General features: G+C 47.9%; 18 protein-coding genes, 10 tRNA genes and 1 riboswitch. Of the genes, 4 read left to right on the top strand and 24 right to left on the bottom strand.

Features of this window, described 5'->3' with window-relative positions; all coding sequences use genetic code 11:
* Positions 1-42 precede the first annotated feature (42 nt).
* Positions 43-116: transfer RNA gene (locus ICW23_RS00140), tRNA-Gly, on the bottom strand.
* Positions 117-306: 190 nt separating this feature from the next.
* On the opposite strand from ICW23_RS00140, the gene ICW23_RS00135 reads away from it, so the two are divergent.
* Positions 307-510, top strand: coding sequence for a helix-turn-helix transcriptional regulator (locus ICW23_RS00135; RefSeq protein WP_003155407.1), 204 nt, complete (start codon positions 307-309; stop codon positions 508-510).
* Positions 507-974 (top strand): hypothetical protein, encoded by a 468-nt coding sequence (locus ICW23_RS00130; RefSeq protein WP_016938443.1) that lies wholly within the window; start codon positions 507-509, stop codon positions 972-974. The genes ICW23_RS00135 and ICW23_RS00130 overlap by 4 nt, the downstream gene beginning before the upstream one ends.
* Positions 975-994: 20 nt before the next feature.
* Here ICW23_RS00130 and rpsN read toward each other — a convergent pair whose 3' ends face one another.
* The 6 genes from rpsN to ICW23_RS00100 all read right to left on the bottom strand — a co-directional run bounded on the left by rpsN (position 995) and on the right by ICW23_RS00100 (position 6,379).
* Positions 995-1,264 carry a 30S ribosomal protein S14 gene (gene rpsN, locus ICW23_RS00125; RefSeq protein ID WP_014417259.1) on the bottom strand — a complete coding sequence of 90 codons (270 nt, stop codon included), beginning with the start codon at positions 1,262-1,264 and terminating at the stop codon, positions 995-997.
* Positions 1,265-1,457: 193 nt separating this feature from the next.
* Positions 1,458-2,594 (bottom strand): FMNH2-dependent alkanesulfonate monooxygenase, encoded by a 1,137-nt coding sequence (ssuD, locus tag ICW23_RS00120; protein WP_064778289.1) that lies wholly within the window; start codon positions 2,592-2,594, stop codon positions 1,458-1,460.
* Between the two features lie 25 nt (positions 2,595-2,619).
* Positions 2,620-3,456, bottom strand: a complete 837-nt coding sequence (locus ICW23_RS00115) for an ABC transporter permease (protein ID WP_188154195.1) — start codon at positions 3,454-3,456, stop codon at positions 2,620-2,622.
* Entirely contained in the window at positions 3,453-4,442 is a 990-nt protein-coding gene (locus ICW23_RS00110; protein WP_188153833.1) for an aliphatic sulfonate ABC transporter substrate-binding protein, read from the bottom strand. Before ICW23_RS00110 ends, ICW23_RS00115 begins: the two co-directional genes overlap by 4 nt.
* A gap of 15 nt (positions 4,443-4,457) precedes the next feature.
* Positions 4,458-5,225, bottom strand: a complete 768-nt coding sequence (locus ICW23_RS00105; protein WP_049628154.1) for an ABC transporter ATP-binding protein — start codon at positions 5,223-5,225, stop codon at positions 4,458-4,460.
* Positions 5,226-5,449: 224 nt separating this feature from the next.
* A complete protein-coding gene (locus ICW23_RS00100; protein ID WP_099743960.1) occupies positions 5,450-6,379 on the bottom strand; it encodes an amidohydrolase family protein in 930 nt (309 codons plus the stop codon).
* A 255-nt stretch (positions 6,380-6,634) separates the two neighbouring features.
* Here ICW23_RS00100 and katA point away from each other — a divergent pair, with 255 nt between their 5' ends.
* Complete coding sequence (katA, locus tag ICW23_RS00095; protein ID WP_016938450.1) at positions 6,635-8,080, top strand: catalase KatA; 1,446 nt, start codon at positions 6,635-6,637, stop codon at positions 8,078-8,080.
* Between the two features lie 71 nt (positions 8,081-8,151).
* Here the strand turns inward: katA and ICW23_RS00090 are convergent, their stop codons facing one another.
* The 6 genes from ICW23_RS00090 to ICW23_RS00065 all read right to left on the bottom strand — a co-directional run bounded on the left by ICW23_RS00090 (position 8,152) and on the right by ICW23_RS00065 (position 13,943).
* On the bottom strand, positions 8,152-9,117 hold the full coding sequence (locus tag ICW23_RS00090) for an ABC transporter ATP-binding protein (RefSeq protein ID WP_016938451.1): 966 nt from the start codon (positions 9,115-9,117) through the stop codon (positions 8,152-8,154).
* Entirely contained in the window at positions 9,110-10,096 is a 987-nt protein-coding gene (locus tag ICW23_RS00085; protein WP_188153832.1) for an ABC transporter ATP-binding protein, read from the bottom strand. Before ICW23_RS00085 ends, ICW23_RS00090 begins: the two co-directional genes overlap by 8 nt.
* A complete protein-coding gene (gene opp4C, locus ICW23_RS00080) occupies positions 10,093-10,998 on the bottom strand; it encodes an oligopeptide ABC transporter permease (protein WP_188153831.1) in 906 nt (301 codons plus the stop codon). The genes ICW23_RS00085 and opp4C overlap by 4 nt, the downstream gene beginning before the upstream one ends.
* Before the next feature lie 12 nt (positions 10,999-11,010).
* Positions 11,011-11,967: an ABC transporter permease gene (locus ICW23_RS00075; RefSeq protein WP_188153830.1), complete on the bottom strand. Its 957-nt coding sequence runs from the start codon at positions 11,965-11,967 to the stop codon at positions 11,011-11,013.
* Between the two features lie 66 nt (positions 11,968-12,033).
* Complete coding sequence (locus ICW23_RS00070) at positions 12,034-13,761, bottom strand: ABC transporter substrate-binding protein (RefSeq protein ID WP_188153829.1); 1,728 nt, start codon at positions 13,759-13,761, stop codon at positions 12,034-12,036.
* Positions 13,758-13,943, bottom strand: coding sequence for an FbpB family small basic protein (locus ICW23_RS00065; protein ID WP_016938456.1), 186 nt, complete (start codon positions 13,941-13,943; stop codon positions 13,758-13,760). Before ICW23_RS00065 ends, ICW23_RS00070 begins: the two co-directional genes overlap by 4 nt.
* Before the next feature lie 254 nt (positions 13,944-14,197).
* On the opposite strand from ICW23_RS00065, the gene ICW23_RS00060 reads away from it, so the two are divergent.
* Positions 14,198-15,553, top strand: coding sequence for an FAD-binding oxidoreductase (locus tag ICW23_RS00060; protein ID WP_188153828.1), 1,356 nt, complete (start codon positions 14,198-14,200; stop codon positions 15,551-15,553).
* Positions 15,554-15,596: 43 nt separating this feature from the next.
* Here the strand turns inward: ICW23_RS00060 and thiC are convergent, their stop codons facing one another.
* From thiC to ICW23_RS00005, 11 genes are all read right to left on the bottom strand, one after another.
* The gene (gene thiC, locus ICW23_RS00055) at positions 15,597-17,369 is read right to left on the bottom strand and encodes a phosphomethylpyrimidine synthase ThiC (RefSeq protein WP_045925635.1); all 1,773 of its coding nucleotides are present in this window, start codon (positions 17,367-17,369) and stop codon (positions 15,597-15,599) included.
* A gap of 122 nt (positions 17,370-17,491) precedes the next feature.
* Positions 17,492-17,602, bottom strand: a riboswitch (TPP riboswitch).
* A gap of 49 nt (positions 17,603-17,651) precedes the next feature.
* Positions 17,652-18,350, bottom strand: coding sequence for a Type 1 glutamine amidotransferase-like domain-containing protein (locus tag ICW23_RS00050; protein ID WP_188153827.1), 699 nt, complete (start codon positions 18,348-18,350; stop codon positions 17,652-17,654).
* A 328-nt stretch (positions 18,351-18,678) separates the two neighbouring features.
* Positions 18,679-18,760, bottom strand: a tRNA-Leu gene (locus tag ICW23_RS00045).
* Between the two features lie 245 nt (positions 18,761-19,005).
* Positions 19,006-19,094, bottom strand: a tRNA-Leu gene (locus tag ICW23_RS00040).
* A 7-nt stretch (positions 19,095-19,101) separates the two neighbouring features.
* A tRNA-Cys gene (locus ICW23_RS00035) sits at positions 19,102-19,172 on the bottom strand.
* A 6-nt stretch (positions 19,173-19,178) separates the two neighbouring features.
* A tRNA-Gly gene (locus ICW23_RS00030) sits at positions 19,179-19,253 on the bottom strand.
* A 51-nt stretch (positions 19,254-19,304) separates the two neighbouring features.
* A tRNA-Gln gene (locus ICW23_RS00025) sits at positions 19,305-19,376 on the bottom strand.
* Between the two features lie 9 nt (positions 19,377-19,385).
* Positions 19,386-19,461, bottom strand: a tRNA-His gene (locus ICW23_RS00020).
* A 29-nt stretch (positions 19,462-19,490) separates the two neighbouring features.
* A tRNA-Trp gene (locus tag ICW23_RS00015) sits at positions 19,491-19,564 on the bottom strand.
* Between the two features lie 10 nt (positions 19,565-19,574).
* Positions 19,575-19,659, bottom strand: a tRNA-Tyr gene (locus tag ICW23_RS00010).
* Between the two features lie 11 nt (positions 19,660-19,670).
* A tRNA-Thr gene (locus ICW23_RS00005) sits at positions 19,671-19,743 on the bottom strand.

The raw sequence follows: 19,743 nt of genomic DNA, 5'->3' as shown, positions 1-19,743 counted from the left end.
CGTTTATCAGAGAAACGAAACACTGCGTTAATAACGTATGTATGGAGCGGGTGATGAGAATCGAACTCACGACATCAGCTTGGAAGGCTGAGGTTTTACCACTAAACTACACCCGCATCAAAATGCTTTTTTGTCAGCACCGATTTGATGTTTCTAATATTACATGCATATTTTTTTTTCGTCAAGGGAATGTTAAAAAATTTGTCGAAAAAAATTCTTTTTTTGTCCATATGTTAAGTCTAGTTTACATTTTGTTAAGAATACCATACAATATAAAAAAGAAGAAAACTTGAGGTACGCCTGATGATGAAAAATAAAGTAAAAGAGCTGAGAGCCAGATTCGGCTATTCTCAGGAAACGCTCGGAAAAGAAGCCGGAGCCACCAGACAGACGATTGCGGCGATTGAAAAAGGAGATTATGTGCCATCACTCTTATTGGCGCTTAATATCTGCCGGGCTTTCTCCCTGCCGATGGAGGAAGTATTCTGGCTGGAGGAGGAGAAAAAATGAGTTTAAAAAGAAAAGCGTGTTTTCACCTTGCACTCTACGGATTGGCCTGCTGGACGCTTATTTCCATTATGGAAGCAGTGCCGCGTATCGCTCAGTTTTTCCAGACAGAGGGGAGCGGTTCATTTGAGCTGAACATCACGCCGTTTCTGCTGTTTACCGTTTGTGCCGTATTATATATCTATACTGAAAAGAAAAAACGGAACGGCAAAAAGCACAGGCTTGTGCCCGATGAATTTGAGGAACAGGATGAAAGAGAACGGATGATGACGGCTAAAGCCTGCCGTTCCTCGTATATTGCCGTTTACTTCTCATTGCCGGCCGCAGCCGTACTGCTTTTGTTTTATCCGCTGATTCAGCCGCATCTTCCCTTTTTTCCGATTCTTTTGATTTTCATTCTGATGATGATTCAGCATTTGGCTTATGTTTTCACGTTCCATAAGCACGGCAAAAACTCCGGTTCATGACAGATCCGGAGTTTTTTATGTTACCAGCTCGCTTTTTTCACTCCGGGAACCCGGCCTTTATGGGCCAGCTCCCTGAACGCGATTCTGGACAGTTTAAATTTTCTCATATATCCGCGGGGCCGTCCCGTCACCGTACAGCGGTTATGAAGTCTGGCCGGAGCAGAATCACGCGGCAGTTTGCTCAGCGCTTCCCAGTCTCCTTTTGCCTTTAATTCTCTTCTGATGTCCGCATATTGTTCAACAAGCTTCTGCCGCTTGAGCTCTTTGATCACTTTTGATTTTTTAGCCATTCCAGCACTCCTTTTAAATCGTAATAATTACGTTTTATATCGTATCATTCATATGATCATCGTGCAAGCTAGGCGCATTAAAGGCGGGTATTTACCCGCCTCCTTTTTGCCAGTTTCACATCAGACAGCGGCATTTCCCCGGAAATGAATCAGCAGAAAGCGCCCGCCGGCAATTATCCGCCTTATGATGTCATCAGACTGTCGCTTTGTTCCCTCTTGCAAAATGGTCGTTGCCCATTGCTTCGCCCAGTCTGCGCTCAAGCTTTTTCGTCCGCTCGTTTTGAAACGGCAAAAGCGGAAACACGAGTTCAGCCAGATAATATGCTTCTTCAAGATGCGGGTAGCCTGAAAAGATAAACGACTCAATGCCGAGCGCCCGGTACTCTAAAATTCGATCGGCGACAGTCTGGGGATCACCGACAAGCGCCGTGCCCGCTCCGCCTCTGACCAGCCCGATGCCGGCCCAGAGATTCGGGCTGATCTCAAGCTTCGTCCGGTCGCCGTTATGAAGATCGGCCATCCGTTTTTGTCCTGAAGAATCAGCGCGCCGGAGTGCAGCCTGCGCTTTCGCAATCGTCTCTTCGTCTAAATGGCTGATTAATTGTTCTGCCGCTTTCCATGCCTCTTCCTCAGTCTCCCGGACAATCACGTGAAGCCTGATGCCGAAGCGCATTGTCCTTCCTTCTTGGGCAGCCTGTTTTTTGACGGTTTCAATCTTTTCTTTTACCTGCTCCGGCGGCTCCCCCCATGTTAAATACACATCTGTATGTTTCGCCGCAGCCTCAATTCCCGCCTGTGATGAACCGCCGAAATATAATGGCGGATGCGGAGCCTGTTTTGGCGGAAACAGCAAATTGCTGTTTTCCACTTTGATATGGTCCCCTTCATATGTCACCGTTTCTCCCCGCATGAGTCCGCGCCATACGGTCAAAAATTCTTCAGTCGCCTTATAGCGCTCATCGTGGCTGATAAACATCCCGTCTCCCGCCAGCTCATAAGGATCTCCGCCCGCTACGACATTTACGAGCAGACGGCCGTCTGACAGCCGATCCATTGTCGATGCCATTCTCGCGGCGACAGATGGCTGCATCAGTCCCGGACGGACCGCCACTAAAAATTTTAAATCTTTCGTTTCACCCGCTAAAGCCGCAGCCGTCAGCCATGGGTCTTCACATGATCTCCCCGTCGGCAGCAGAACCCCCGTATACCCGAGTCTGTCTGCCGCCTGTGCCACTTGCTTAAAATAAAGATGATCGGCGGTTCTTCCTCCCGTTTGCGTCCCTAAATACCGTCCGTCTCCATGCGTCGGAATAAACCAAAGAATCTCCATATGAATCTCTCCTTTTTTAAATAGGCTACCCTTCATAACTGTTCCGCCATTTTAATAGTTTCCGTTCGAGCATTCTGACCAATGCATCTGTCAGCTTGCCGACAGCCGCAAAAATGATAATGCCGACAAACACCTTATTTGTCTGTGAAAATTGTCTCGCATCCATAATCATATAGCCGACGCCCGCGCTCGATCCCATCAGTTCCGCCACCACAAGGCCGAGCCACGCAATACCGAGAGAGAGCCGGATGCCGAGCAGGATATTCGGCAGAGACGCCGGAAGAATCAATTTCGCCATCTGCTGATACCAGTTAAATTCCAGCACCCGGGCGACATCAAACAGCTTTGCGTCCACGCTGCGGATTCCGAGAAACGTATTAATGTATACAGGGAAAAAAGCCCCCAATGCGATCAGCAGAATTTTTGATGTCTCATCAAATCCGAACCACAAAATAAACAGCGGGGTCACCGCCAAGTGCGGAACCGTCCTGAGCATTTGCAGAGACGGATCGATATACGCTTCCGTCCGTTTTGAGAACCCGACCAGCAGCCCGAAAACAAGCCCGAGGCCCGCGCCAAGCAGAAATCCGGCAGCCGCCCGATATAAGCTGATCTCTAAATGGCCCCAAAGCTCGCCTGACAGTAGAAGTTCCTGAAAAGTCTGTAAAATGACGACGGGTGACGGGAGCACCGTTGCCGAGACGATGCCCAGACTTGCGATAAACTGCCATACCGCGATAACCGCAGCCGGGAGTACAACCCCTTTCATCCATTGGTATGAATACTGCCGGGACTTTGCCGCATCTTTCTTTTCTGATTGGCTCAATGTGCCGGGAGCCGTTGATGCTTCTGCTTTCATTATTTGCCGCCCTCCGTTTCAAGCGCCTTTTTGATAAATGAATTGTCGACAACGTCTTTTACATTGATTTTCTTATGAATCGCTTTTGTTTGATATTGAAAATCAGCGGTTTTCTGCTGGGCTTTGACAATATCATCATTAATCGGTTGATTAAGAGGCTCTGTATTGTTGAGCACGTTTCTGACGACTGAGGGATCAAGATTTTTGATTTTCGCATATAAAGAGACAGCTTCCTCTTTGTGTTCCTTTTGCCATGTGACTGCTTTATTGAACACTTTCAGAAAACGGACAACTTCATCCGGGTGCTCCTTGGAAAATCCGGTCCTGACTAACGTAAAACCCGGAGAATATAAATCCGTGCTCTCTCCGTTCGCTAATATTTCCGCCCCGTGCTGCAGCGTTTCAATCGACAAATACGGCTCCCAAATCGACCATGCATCAACTGATTTGTTTTCAAAAGCGGAAACCGCCTCATCAGGCTGAAGCTGAATGATGGTGACGTCATCGGCGGAAAGTCCGGCTTTATCCAAAGCTTTATAAAGAAAATCAAAGCCGCTGCTGCCTTTGGCTACGGCGATTTTTTTCCCTTTCAACTCTTTCAGACTCTTAATTCCGCTGTCCTTGTTTACGAGAATGCCGTTTGCTTTTAACCCGTCTTGGGACAGCCCGATCTCTTTAAAATCAATTCCTGCCGCCTGGCCGGAAATGACCGGTGAATTGCCGACCTGGGAAAAATCAAGCTTATCGGCGGCAAGACCTTCAAATTGCGGGGGACCGCTTTGGAATTCGACCCATTTTACCTTTATTCCGTCTTTTTTGAAGGCTTCTTCAAACCAGCCTTTTTCCTTGGCAATGAGAAGCGGGCTTAAACTCTGCTGGATGCCGATCCGGATTTCTTTCACCGTTTTCCCGCTCCCTCCTGCTCCGTCGGCACTGCATCCGGCTAACATCATGACTGCTGCGGCTAAAAGAATGATGGTTTTTTTCACTTTGCTTCGTCCTTTCTATATCCCTGATCCATCCGCAAACCGGAGATCTTCCGTTTTCTCAAATTCAGCAAGCACCTTCTGCCGGACGGCCTGAAAATCAGCTGACGTCCGATTGCGCGGATGCGGAAGCTGAATCGGCACCAGACTGTGCAGCCGGCCGGGCTTTGCCCTGAGAATTGCCAGCTTATCGCCTAAATAGACAGATTCGTCAATATCATGCGTAACCAGAATCATCGTCGTTTTTTTCTCGCGCCATATATCAAGCAGCACATCCTGCAAGTGTTTTCTCGTAAAAGCGTCAAGCGCTCCGAACGGTTCATCCAAAAGCAGCACCTCGGGCTCACGCAACAGGGCTCTGGCGATGGCGACCCGCTGCGACATGCCGCCGGATAATTCGCGCGGATAAGCGTCCTCTGCTCCCTGCAGCCTGACAACCTCAATCAGATCATCCACTTTTTGACGAACGGCCGGGTCGTTTATATTGAGATCGGCAGCGATGTTTTGTTTCACCGTCAGCCAGGGAAACAGCCGGTGCTCCTGAAAGATAAATCCCTGCCGGATGCCCGGTCCCGACACATGGCGGCCGTTTATTGCGACAGAGCCTTTATAATCGGTATCAAGCCCGGCAATCAATTTTAAAAGCGTGCTTTTTCCGCAGCCGCTCGGCCCGATGACAGTCAAAAATTCTCCTGATGCAATTGACAGTTCAATATCATTCAGCACCGGTGTTTTCCGTCCTTCATGCTCAAACGCTTTTTCTTGTATGCTGATGGTTACAGCCATCTGTCTTTTCCCCTCTCTTCCTGCCGCATGCGATCGAAAAACAAAAAGGCCCCCATCTCCGTTGCTTGTAGAGATGAGAGCCTTCGGCGGTCCGATCAGCTGCCCGTTTGTTTTTAAATTTGAATATCATGTTAATTCAAATTATTCCGACTTGTCAACTGTTTTTTGTAAGAATTAAAAATGCGCCCTCCGGCATAAACCTGCCAAAGAGCGCATCAGCTGTATCACGTATTTATTTCCTTTTGCGGCTGGTCGATTTTCAGCAATGTCCGCGCATTGTTTCCGAAAATCTTCTCTATGTCTTCTTCCCGCATGTTGATTTCCCGGCAGGTCCGGACCTGCTCCTGAAGATATCGGTATACGTATCCTCTCGGAAATCCGTTCGAATCCGTCCCAAAGATGATTCGTTCAGCACCGATTAATTCGGATGTCTTCCGAAACAGAATTTCCAAATCAAGCGGGTACGGCATCCACCTCATCCACTGGTTTGATCCGGACGTGTCAATATACACATTCGGGCAGCTCCAGCACAGCTGCAGCAGTTCCTGATAATATCCGGCGCCGAAATGCGGGATGATGAATGGTATATCAGCATACTCTCTCGCCACGCGATAGATGGAGAGGGGATTGATATTGCGGTGGCTGACAATGCCCCCCGCTCTCCCTAAAAGCCCGAAGTGGATTAATACAGGGAGCCTTTTGTCAGCTAAATACGTCCAAAGCTTTTTCAGCGACGGATCATGAAACTCGATGTCTGTCAGCGGCCCGAACAGTTTATACCCTTTCAGACCGAGCTCTTCTACGGCTCTTTTCAGCTCTTCATATGCATCCTCCCGCTCCAAAGGATGATATGCAAATCCGGTAAACCTCGCGGGATTGGCTTGAATAAACGCCGCCATCCGGTCATTGCTCTCCGCTGTTAAAAAATTCAGTACGCCGATGCCGTATTTATCTAACTCATTCTCCCATTTTGTCATCAAAGGGATTTCCCCGTCATCACCCTCATGCGGATCAGGAAAATCCCAAGTCAGATTCATTCTTTCTGACCGCTCCCGATTATAATCGGAAAATGTCTTATCATGTTTGCCGAAATAAAGGCTGTACGGCAGATGACCGTGAATATCAACAGGTTTAAAATGCTGCCGGAAAAGCATACAATCGCCGCCTCCCTTACCGCCGACAATGAAAAAAGGCCCTTATCCCATGAAGAATAAGAGCCTCTTGTGTTCAAGTCAGCGGTTTCTATTTTTTCTCATCTTAAACCCATTATTCCCGTCAGTCAAGTAAGCTTTCAAACCCGACTTCTCTTTCCGATAATAAAAATAATTATTTTATAATCATTATAAAATAATATTGACTTTTTACTGATAGGTGATATTATGTTTTTATAAATCTAAAGAGGTGATCACATGAGTTCAAATAAATTGACAACCAGCTGGGGCGCTCCTGTCGGAGATAACCAAAACTCAATGACGGCCGGAGATCGCGGCCCTGCTTTAATACAAGACGTCCATCTGCTTGAGAAATTGGCGCACTTTAACAGAGAACGCGTTCCCGAGCGTGTCGTTCACGCAAAAGGCGCGGGCGCACACGGTTATTTTGAAGTCACAAATGACGTTACAAAATATACGAAAGCCGCATTTCTGTCAGAAGTCGGTAAACGCACACCGCTCTTTGTCCGTTTCTCAACCGTTGCAGGCGAACTGGGCTCTAGTGACACAGTGCGCGACCCGCGCGGATTTGCCGTTAAGTTTTATACAGAAGACGGAAACTACGACATCGTCGGAAACAATACACCCGTGTTTTTCATCCGCGATGCCATTAAGTTCCCTGACTTTATCCATACACAAAAAAGAGATCCGAGAACACATCTGAAAAACCCGACGGCCGTTTGGGATTTCTGGTCTCTTTCACCGGAATCACTGCACCAGGTAACCATACTGATGTCAGACCGGGGCATTCCGGCAACCCTTCGCCATATGCACGGATTCGGAAGCCATACATTTAAATGGACAAATGATAAAGGCGAAGGTGTCTGGATTAAATATCACTTTAAAACAGAACAAGGCGTAAAAAACCTTGATGTCAATACAGCCGCAAAACTCGCGGGCGAAAATCCCGATTACCATACGGAAGATTTATTCAACGCGATTGAAAACGGCGATTTCCCCGCATGGAAATTATATGTTCAAATCATGCCTTTAGAAGACGCAAACACATACCGCTTTGATCCGTTTGACGTCACAAAAGTATGGTCTCAAAAAGACTATCCGCTTATTGAAGTCGGCCGCATGGTTCTGGATCGCAATCCGGAAAATTACTTTGCGGAAGTAGAACAGGCGACGTTCTCTCCCGGAACATTAGTCCCTGGCGTCGACGTCTCACCTGACAAAATGCTTCAAGGCCGGTTGTTCGCATACCATGACGCCCATCGCTACCGTGTCGGCGCGAACCATCAGGCGCTGCCGATCAACCGTTCCCGCAATGAAGTGAAAAACTATCAGCGTGACGGACAAATGCGTTTTGATGATAACGGAGGCCGCTCCGTCTATTACGAGCCTAACAGCTTCGGAGGCCCGAAAGAGTCACCTGAAGATAAACAGGCGGCATATCCTGTATCAGGTTTCGCTGACAGTGTAAGCTATAATCATCATGATCATTACACACAAGCCGGCGATCTGTACCGCCTGATGAGCGAGGAAGAGCGCGCACGCCTTGTCGCCAATATCGTCGGTGCGATGAAACCTGTGGAAAAAGAAGAAATTAAGCTGCGCCAGATCGGCCACTTCTACAAAGCTGACCCTGAATACGGCAGACGCGTTGCCGAAGGACTCGGATTGCCGTTACCAAAATAACATCAAAAAACCTGCCGGTCTGTCCGGCAGGTTTTTCCTGTGTATTATCAATAAAGCTTTCTTTTTCTCAATTATACAAAATGGCATGCTGCAAAATGCTGAGGCCCCTTCTCCGACAGCGGCGGACTTTTCTCAGCACATATCTTCTCGGCTGCCGGACATCTCGTTCGGAATTTACAGCCTGAGGGCGGATCAGAGGGACTTGGAATATCACCCTTTAACATCACCCGCTCCCTTTTCGCTCGGGGATCAGGAACAGGCACGGCTGATAACAGCGCTTTTGTATAAGGATGAAGCGGCCGTGAAAAAAGCTCCTCCTTTGACGCGTATTCGACAATCGTCCCTAAATACATAATCGCGACCTTTGTACATAAGTGCTCCACCACGCTTAAATCATGAGAAATGAACAAATATGACAGCCCGTGCCGTTGCTGAAGGCTGCTGAACAAATTGATCATCTGCGCCTGAATGGAGACATCCAATGCCGCCACGGGTTCATCCATAATGATAAATTGCGGCTTAAGCGCCATCGCTCTTGCAATCACGATCCGCTGCCGCTGCCCTCCGGAAAATTCATGCGGATAACGGTCGATAAAGTTTGCGGAAAGACCGCAGGCTTCAAGGACCTCCGCCGCTTTATCACGCGCATTCCGCTTCACCGCCAATTGGTGCTCGATCATCGCTTCACCGATGGCTTCTCCGATCCGTCGTCTGGGATTTAAAGAGCTGAACGGATCTTGAAAGATGAGCTGCGCTTCCGATCTGAATGTTTTCAGCTCACGCCGGTTCATCCGGAACACATCTCGCCCCTGAAAAAATACCTCTCCCTCTGTTTTTTCATGAAGTCTTAAAATGGTTTTTCCGATTGATGACTTGCCGCTGCCCGATTCACCCGCTAAACCGAACACTTCTCCCTTTCCTATCGTAAAACTGACGCCATCCACCGCTTTTACGGGATTGTTGCGGGCCTTTCTCATCCCCCCCTGCCCCTCATAATATTTTTTCAGCCCTTTGACCTCCAGCAACACATCACTCATCTGCTTTCTCCTCTCCGTAAAGCCAGCACGCCGCCTGATGCCCTTTCCCGAATTCAGTAAAATGCGGGCTCGATCTCCGGCATATCTCCGTGCTGTGTTCACACCGCTCCGCAAAATAACAAGACGATCCGGACAGATCTGCAAGCGCGGGAACCTGCCCCGGGATGGTATACAGCGTCTCTCTCCTTTGACCGATAACCGGTTTTGCCGCGAGCAGCCCTTTCGTATACGGATGCTTCGGATCGGAAAACAGCTCTGCAACCGGTCCTTCCTCCACAATTTTTCCCGCATACATGACAATCACATAATCAGCCATTTCGGCAACCACGCCAAGGTCATGGGTAATGAATAAAATAGATGTGTGAAACTGCTTTTTCACATCCCGCAATAAATCCAATATCTGCGCCTGAATCGTTACGTCAAGTGCCGTCGTCGGCTCATCGGCAATGATCAGTTTCGGATCGCAGCTGAGCGCGACAGCCGTCATAACGCGCTGCAGCATGCCGCCGCTCAGCTCATGGGGATATCGGTGCATCATCTGCCCGGCATGGGGGATCTCCACTAACGTGAGAAGTTCAACCGCCTTCCTCCATGCCTCTTTCTTGCTCAGCAATAAATGCTCGCGAATCGGTTCCGTCAGCTGCTCACCGATTGTAAACACCGGATTCAAAGAGGTCATCGGCTCCTGAAAAATCATCCCGATTTCGCAGCCGCGGATTTTCTGCATTTCTTTTTGTTTCAGTTTCAACAGGTTCCTTCCTGAAAAATGCACCGCTCCCCGTTCGATTCTTCCCGCCTCGGGAATGAGCTGCATAATGGACAAAGACGCCATGCTTTTCCCGCAGCCGGATTCCCCTACAATGCAAACCGTTTCCTTCTCATGAATCGTAAAGCTGACATCGTCCACGGCCTTTACCGCACCTTCCTCCGTATAAAAAACCGTTTCCAAATGCCTCACTTCTAAAAGCGGTTTTTTCATTTCACTTTCACCTGCCGTTTTACCTTAGGATCAAAAGCGTCTCTTAAACCGTCTCCAAGCAGATGAATCGCCACAACGGTCAGAAAAATGGCCGTACCCGGCGGTATCCACAGCCACGGACGGAGTGTAAAATCCATATAATGATTCGCCGCTTCCATCATGTTTCCCCAAGAAGGAGTCGGCGGAGCAACGCCGAGTCCGAGAAAACTCAGCGCCGATTCACTCAGCATCGCCCCCGCCACATGCAAAGTCGCCGCTACCATGAGTAACGGCAATGTATTGGGAAGCAAATGATAGAGAATTTTCCGTTTATCACTGAGCCCCAGAACTTCCGCAGCCATCATAAACGGCTGCTCCTTCAGCGACAAAATCTGTCCGCGTACAAGCCGCGCCAAACCGGGCCATCCGATCAGGCTTAACATCATCATAATCAGGTACATCCTGTATTCAGAAGGCACTTTCCACTCCGACATCACCGCAGCCAAAATCAAAAGCAGCGGCAGACCCGGGATAGACATGAGCATATCAGCGATGCGCATAATGATCATATCAGCGGCGCCCCGATAAAATCCCGCCGCAGCCCCAAGCAATGAACCGATGACAAGTGACAGCACCATTGAAGCAAGCCCCACGGTCAGAGAAATCTGCCCCGCCAGCATCAGCCTCGTCAGCACATCTCTCCCGTACTGGTCGGTGCCAAGCCAATGATGAACCCCCGGATGCTGATTGGCATTTGAAATATCCGTCCGATCCGTTATGTACGGAGAAAAAGACGGCCCGATAAAACACAATACAAACATAAAACATAAGAATAGAAGACTGATGACCGTCAGCTTATGATGCAGCAGGCGGCGGTACGTCTGCTTCCAAAGAGAAGGCGGCGCTCCTTTTTGTTTATTCACCCAAAACACTCCCTATTTCAGCCTGACTCGCGGATCAACCGCGGCATAAGCGATATCCGCCAAAAAATTCCCCACAATCGTTAAACAAGACAAAAACAAGGTAAACGCCATCAAAACCGGATAGTCCCGATAATGCACAGATTCCAGCTGAATACGGCCGACACCCGGCCATCCGAAAATCTGTTCAATAATAATAGCCCCGGAAAACAGACCCGGCAGTTCAAAAGCAAGCAGGGTAATCGCCGGAAGGAGCGCATTTTTCAGCGCATGTTTCCAAATGACGGTGCGCTCTTTCAACCCCTTCGCTCTCGCCGTTCTGATATAATCCTGCCTGATCACATCAAGCATCCCGGAGCGGAAATATCTTGTCAGTGAGCCGATGCCGAGCATAGATAAAATCACAACCGGAAGAATCATATGTCTGGCGGCTTCAAGCACGTACGAAAAACCAGAACTCGTGCTTCCGGTATCAACCATCCCTCCGACGGGCAATATTTTTAAATCCACTCCAAACCATTTAATAAACAGAAGGCTGATAAAAAAAGACGGGAACGCCATGGAAGCAAACACAAAAAATGTTACGATCCCGTCAAACCACGAGTATTTCCTGACAGCGGATATGACACCCGTTATCATCGCGGCAGACCATGTGACAAGCAAAGCCAAAAACGCGACAAAAAACGAATTCCAGACATATTTCTGAAGCAGTGACAGGACGTTTTCCTGATACTTCAAAGAGAATCCCAAATCTCCGCTGAGCACATTGCCGAGCCACGTCACATAACGCTGCCAAATCGGCTGATCCAGGCCGTAAAGCGCTTTTAGCTCCTTCGCCCTTTCCGGGGTCAGGTTGACATTGGAATCAATATAATCGCCCGGCAGCATCGCGAATAAGAAAAAAATAATAAAGGACGTACCGAATAAGATCACAAGCATTTGAATGAACCGTTCTGCGGCATACCGTTTCACAAAAAGCCTCTCCCTTCCGCTGAAAGGGCAAAATACCCCGGACAGCGGGTATTTTGCGCCATTGTTCTACTGAATTGACACGTTTGAGAGACTCGAACTGATTCCCGAATAATTGTCAGGCTCAAGCCCTTTTATTTTTCCGCTGACCGCCCTTGCGCTCTGACGGTAATGAATCAGAATGTAAGGCGGGTTTTCCCCGAGCTCCCGGTACAGCTGGTGATAAATCTCTTTTCTTTTGCTGATATCAAGCGTGCCGGCTCCTTTCTCGATCAGCCGGTCCGCTTTCGGATTGGAATATCCCGTCACATTATTGGGATGGCCGGAAGCCAGCTTTTCCACCGTGTCATTCGGATCAAGAATCTGCGAGGTGGAAACGGCGGCAAGATCGTACTGTTTTTCATTTATTTTCGCTACCTCTGTATTAAAATCCATCACTTCCGGTTTTAATGAGATTCCGATGTCCGCGTAATTTTCTTTCGCGATCGGGATGAAATCATCATCCGCTTTAGAAGTGTAATAGCTGATTTCAAGCTTTTTGCCGTTTTTTTCACGCACGCCGTCTTTCCCCGTTTTCCAGCCTGCTTCATCAAGAAGCTTCTTGGCTTTTTCCGGATTAAACGTGTACGGATTGACTCCTTTGTCATCATAAGCCCACGAAACCGGAGACACCGGCACATTTGCGACTTCTCCGTAGTGTTTAAAGCGGACATCGACGATTTTCTGACGGTCCAGCCCGTAAATAAGCGCTTGGGACACTTTCTTATCTTGAAAAGGCGGACGCTTGTGATTCACGTACACAAGCCCGTAATCATTCACGACCGAGACGCTTATATTCGCAAAACCGAGGCTTTTTAAATGCTCAACCGTATCATCATCAGGAGAAAATGAAGCGTAATCAAGATCACCCGTTTCAAACAGCTGAAGAGAAGTTGACGGATCAATAATTTTATAAATCAGCTTTTCTGTTTTCGGTTTTCCGGAATAATAATGTTTATTAGCCTGATAGCGTATTTCCTGTCCCGGGAGGTATTCTGTAAATTGATAAGGCCCTGCTCCGAGCGGTTTGGCATAAAGCTCTTTTAAATAATCCAGTTTGCCGAATCGATAATTCTTTCCGTAGTAAGCTTCCGACAGCACCTGCCCGCCTAAAAGAAGCAGCGACTTCGCACTGACTTTCTCAGTCGTGATTTTAATGGTTCTGTCATCAAGGACGCGAATGCCCTCTATCGTCTTTGCTTTTCCTTCTTTATAAGCCTTGCCGCCTTTAATATAGGCCGTGGTGATATCTTCATAGCCTGCGTAAGCGGGATCATGCAGCAGTTTTAAAGTGAATGCAGCATCCTTTGCGGTGAGCGGCGAACCGTCACTGAAAACGAGATTTTTTCTTAAGCGGAACGTGTAGGTAAGCTGATCTTTGGAAACAGTCCAGCTTTCAGCAAGAGCCGGTGCGGGCTTACCCGTTTTATCCAGCTTGACTAACGGTTCAAAAATAGGATCTGTCGCATTTCCATCCCAGCCGTTTTCATAAAAGTACGGCAGAAACACTCCCCCCGGCGCGGAAATCCCCGCAACAAAAGTGTCCGTTCTGGCTTTCGACTTAACGGGAAGCGCCTCCGGATGAGAAGCTTTAAATTTCTTTGTTTTGACATGGGCGATACGTGTTTCCTGTTTTTTATCCGCCGCAGAAGACGGTTCTTCTCCGGCACTCCCTAACGCGCACCCTGATAACATGAACGATACCGACAGCGCGAGTATGATGCCCGTTGTTTTCATCCTCAAAGTGTTCCCCTTCATTTTGATCGAACCCCCGCATGCTTTTCATCTATCTTTATATAAATCTGCTCCATCTGTTCCTCACTTCTCATAATCTCCCATTTGTTTTTCTCCACAAGCAGTTCGAAATTCAATGTGTGTTTTCTGTACTTTTTTCGCTTTTTACTTTTTTTGCGCACATGTGATGCCTTTTTTAACGCCACTTTTCATCCCTCCGCTTTTCATCCAATGGCTTTCACGCAAAAAAAAGCCCTTATCTGTTTACAAGATAAGAGCCTTCGGTGATCCGATCAGCCAACGTTTGGAAATATGTACTGACTATGTTAATTCATACAATCCCTACCTGTCAACTATAATTTAAAATATCGTTTCATTCCGGGGGTTTTCCTCATACACTCTCTTATTTTTCCGCATATGTTAGAAGAAATAACAGATCCCGATGAAAGAGAGTGATAGTGTGGAAAAGACAACATTGACCGGGCGCATCGTCAGAAAAGATGACCCGGACTATAATGAAGCAAGAACCAATATCAACTTAAGCCTGCAAAGATATCCGGACATCATTGTGTTTTGCCAAAACAAACATAATGCCGTCAATGCACTGAGATGGGCGCGTGAGAATAACGTGCCTTTCCGCATCAGAGGCGGAAGACACAGCTACGAGAATTTTTCCCTGTTAAATGACGGGCTTGTCATTGATCTCAGTGAAATGAAGAAAATAAGAGTGAATAAAGATAAGCGGCTGGTCTCGATTGAAGCGGGTGCCGATTTGGGAGAAGTGTACCGGACACTCTGGCGGTACGGCTTGACTCTTCCCGCGGGAACCATTGCAAATGTGGGAATCACGGGGCTGGCGCTCGGAGGAGGAATCGGATATTTAACAAGGGCTGCCGGCCTGACTTGCGATCGTCTCCTCCAACTCGAGATGATCACAGCAGACGAAAAAGCGGGTGCTGAATTGATAACAGTCAACCGCTCAAAGCATCCTGATTTATTTTGGGCGTCTCAGGGCGGAGGCGGCGGCAACTTCGGCATTGTCACATCGATGGTGTTTAAAGCCGTGCCGATCTCGTACGTAACTATTTTTTCTGTCACTTGGGGCTGGGATGATTTCGAGGAGGTATTTAATACGTGGCAGAACTGGGCTCCATTTACAGATAACCGTCTTACTTCATCCATTCAGTTTTGGCCTAAAGAAGTCAACCGCATAGAAGCGCTCGGCCAATTTATCGGAACAAAAAATGAGCTGAAAGAACTGCTGGCTCCGTTAATGAAAGCGGGAAACCCGACAAGCGGCATGGTCAAGACAGTTCCGTTTATTAGAGCGGCAGCCTTTTTTAACAGCCCGGGAGGCAATGAGCCGCAAAAGATGAAGCGGTCAGGATCCTTTATTGAAAAACCATTGTCAACACGCGCAATTTCTGCTTTAAAATACTACTTGGAGCACGCTCCGAATAAAAACGCCAGTGTCTGGCAGCAATCTCTCGGCGGAGCGGCCGGACGGATCGCTCCGGATCAAACGGCATTCTACTATCGCGACGCAATCATTGCCCAGGAATATATAACAAACTGGACATCTCCTGAAGAGGAAAGACAAAACGTCCGCTGGATCGAAGAGCTGAGAACGTCTCTTTCAAGAGAAACGATGGGGGATTACGTAAATTGGCCTGATATAGACATCAGAAACTGGCTGCGGACATATTACGGAGGAAATGTCGACCGCCTCCGTCAAGTCAAAACGAAGTATGACCCGGAAAACGTATTCCGCTTTGAGCAGAGCATTCCGCCGTTTCGCCGGTCGCCGTTTTTCTAAAAAAAGATGAAGATGGACACACTCCATCCTCATCTTTTCTTTTTTATTGATATAAATGGCTTCCCTTCTCGACAAACTCTTTTGCTTTTTCTTTTAATCCTTCATTGAGGGCCTCGTCTTCAGTCAGACCGTTTTCTTTCGCATAATCGCGAATATCCTGAGAAATTCTCATGCTGCAAAACTTCGGGCCGCACATCGAACAGAAGTGAGCCGTTTTTGCGCCTTCAGCCGGCAGCGTTTCATCATGATATTCCATTGCTCTTTCAGGATCAAGCGACAAATGAAATTGATCGCGCCACCGGAATTCAAACCGCGCCTTAGACAGAGCATCATCCCGAATCTGAGCACCCGGATGCCCTTTGGCAAGGTCTGCCGCATGGGCCGCGATTTTATACGTAATGACTCCCTCTCTTACATCATCACGATTCGGCAGGCCCAAATGCTCCTTTGGCGTGACATAACAAAGCATCGCCGTCCCGTACCAGCCGATCATCGCCGCGCCGATCGCCGATGTAATATGGTCATAGCCCGGAGCGATATCAGTCGTTAATGGGCCCAGTGTATAAAAAGGCGCCTCTTTACAAATTTCCAGCTGTTTGTCCATGTTCTCTTTAATTTTATGCATCGGCACATGACCCGGTCCTTCAATCATCACTTGCACATCGTGCTTCCACGCGATTTCCGTCAATTCTCCGAGAGTCTCCAATTCCGCAAACTGCGCTTCATCATTAGCATCCGCAATCGAGCCGGGACGCAGCCCATCTCCAAGAGAAAATGCAATATCATACGTCTTCATAATTTCACAAATTTCTTCAAAGTGCGTGTACAGAAAGCTTTCCTGATGGTGAGCCAGGCACCATTGCGCCATAATCGCCCCGCCGCGGGATACGATTCCCGTCGTGCGTTTGGCCGTTAACGGGACGTAACGAAGCAATACGCCGGCATGGATGGTGAAATAATCCACGCCCTGCTCCGCCTGCTCAATCAATGTGTCTCGATAAATGTCCCACGTTAAATCTTCGGCGATGCCGTTTACTTTTTCAAGCGCCTGATAAATCGGCACCGTTCCCACAGGTACGGGGCAATTGCGGATGATCCATTCACGTGTCGTATGAATATCTTTCCCAGTGGATAAGTCCATCATCGTATCGGCGCCCCAGCGAATCGCCCACGTCATTTTTTCGACTTCTTCTTCAATAGAAGATGTAACAGCCGAGTTGCCGATATTTGCATTGATCTTCACATGAAAATTCCGGCCGATAATCATCGGTTCACTTTCAGGATGATTAATATTTGAAGGAATGATCGCCCGGCCGCTGGCTACCTCGTCTCTGACAAATTCGGGAGACACATGCTCGCGAATTGCGATAAACTCCATTTCCGGTGTAATGATGCCTTTTCTCGCATAATGCAATTGTGTAACGTTTTTCCCTGCCTTGGCCCGCAGCGGTTTCCGCTGTAAACCGGGATATTCGGCGGCACGGCCTTCTTTTTTATAGCCGTTGTCCTCAGGTTTCACGGCCCGTCCGTTATATTCCTCCACATCGCCGCGCTTTGTAATCCACTTTGTGCGGAGCGGCTTCAGACCTTCATGAATTTGAATTTGTACATCCGGGTCTGTATACGGTCCGCTCGTATCATAAACACGGACCGGCGGATTCTCCTCTTCCCCGAACGCCCCCGTTGTCGGACTGAGGCTGATTTCCCGCATCGGCACTCGTATGTCAGGCGAAGAACCCTTTACATAAACCTTTTTACTGCCTGAAAAACTCGACATAATAGAAATGTTCGCTTGCTGTACTGATTGATTTTGCATACAAATCTCTCCCTTATCCATTTGAATAACAGAACCAAGCTCAGCACCAGCACAAAAAAACCGGATTCATTGGAGAACCCGGTTTTGCAGTCAGAAAGAAACTATTATTGTTTTCCACAACAATAATAAAACCTTTACTTCCCCACGCTGGTACGAACCAGATCAGGTCCAAAGGGTTAAGAAGCCGCCGCTTCTCTCTCAGCCCGCTTAGACGGGCACCCCCAGTAACTATTCATTTCGGTTTCATCGTAACATAATTTGCATACAAAAAAAAGTATATTATCAAAATTCAGATAACGGAATGACTGGAAGCTCTGTTTCCCTTACGCCTTCTTCAGTATCAAAAACCCTGTAACTCTTTGCCATTTCCCGGGAAGAGACAGACCGGAACAGCTGATCGTTTTTATAATGAAGCGCAGCGCCGTCATCAGCGGCATAGCCCTCCTGAAGTTTGTTTTCTGAAATCAGACGGTGATACACCGGCCGGCGCTCCGCTTCTCCGTCATAGTGAGGACAAAAGCTTCCCGGCAAAAACCCTAAAGCTTGCAACTCTCTCAAATCTCCTGCCGAATCTGTCACTCCTTCTTCAAACCAGCAAATCGCCCCGGCGCTGAGCCCCGCCAAGATTACACCGTTCTCCCAAGCCTCACGCAGAATAAGGTCAAGCCCCCATTCTTTCCATAAGACAAGCATATTGCGCGTATTGCCGCCGCCGACATATATGATATCTTTCTTCATGAGAAAGGACCTGAGGTCAGAACACGGCAGTTTAAACAGCGACAAGTGATCTGGCTTACACTCCAGCCTTTGAAAGGCCTGATAAAACCTGCTGATATAATTCTCCGAATCTCCGCTTGCCGTCGGCAAAAAACAAACTTCCGGCTTTGACCGCACCGATTGCTCTAAAATATATTGATCCAGCACAAGATGATCCGGCTCCATGGAAAACCCCCCGCCGCCCATTGCAATAATCTGTTTCAACGTCATCACCTCTTTTTTCTCAAGTATAACAGCTCATTAAAAAGGCGGTATTCCATTTTGGGTACCACCTTTTTAATATTTTTCGCATTGCTATCTGAAAAATGAAAAGACACCGTATAAAATAACAGAGATCACCGCAGCAATAAGCACCGGAACAAGCTTCGAGGGTGTCACCGTATTATCACTGAGAGGGAAAGCAAACGCTCCAATTCGCTAATAATAAACTGGTATGGGATCTGAACCGCCCGCAGGCTTATCATTTTTCACAAGCCTTGGAGGGTATTTTCATACAACAAAAAAAGCTTCTACATATGTAGAAGCTTTCTTATACCGGTGGCCGGGGTCGAACCGGCACTCCAGAAGGAACACGATTTTGAGTCGTGCGCGTCTGCCAATTCCGCCACACCGGCATGTAATACGTCGTGTTCAACCGACGTATATAAATATAACATGCATTTTATAAAGTGTCAACGGTTTTAGTAAAGTTTTTTCAATGGTAATGCAGTATACACGATACAAGCAAGACACTTATATTCATAGTCTTCACACTCTTATTATATAAAAAAAGTGATCTGCAATATGCAAATCACTCTCATATATGTTTTGTAATGTGAAAATTAATAACCAATCTAACATGTTGCGTCCAAAGTTAAATTGGTGCCGAGGGCCGGACTTGAACCGGCACGGTAGTCACCTACCGCAGGATTTTAAGTCCTGTGTGTCTGCCAATTCCACCACCCCGGCAAAAGAAAGGCGACACCCGGATTCGAACCGGGGATAAAGGTTTTGCAGACCTCTGCCTTACCACTTGGCTATGCCGCCGTAATTTGGAGCGGAAGACGGGATTCGAACCCGCGACCCCCACCTTGGCAAGGTGGTGTTCTACCACTGAACTACTTCCGCAGCATGTAAAGAACTTAATACATCTTATGCAGTTATTTTTAAAAAATGCAACTGGGCTAGCTGGATTCGAACCAACGCATGACGGAGTCAAAGTCCGTTGCCTTACCGCTTGGCTATAGCCCAATGATAATATGGGGCGATTGATGGGAATCGAACCCACGAGTGCCAGAGCCACAATCTGGTGCGTTAACCACTTCGCCACAACCGCCATAATCTAAAGATGAATAAATAATATAGTGGCAGGGGCAGTAGGAATCGAACCCACACCGGAGGTTTTGGAGACCTCTGTTCTACCGTTAAACTATGCCCCTATTTATAAAATGGTGGAGGGGGGCAGATTCGAACTGCCGAACCCTGAGGGAGCGGATTTACAGTCCGCCGCGTTTAGCCACTTCGCTACCCCTCCATCATTTAGAGTGCCGGCCAGAGGACTTGAACCCCCAACCTACTGATTACAAGTCAGTTGCTCTACCAATTGAGCTAGGCCGGC

It is taken from the genome of Bacillus sp. 1021 (genome assembly GCF_014534735.1).
Classification (GTDB): Bacteria; Bacillota; Bacilli; order Bacillales; family Bacillaceae; genus Bacillus; species Bacillus siamensis.
The sequence above is the reverse complement of the archived record's forward strand: the minus strand, read 5'-3'. Positions and strand labels throughout refer to the sequence as shown.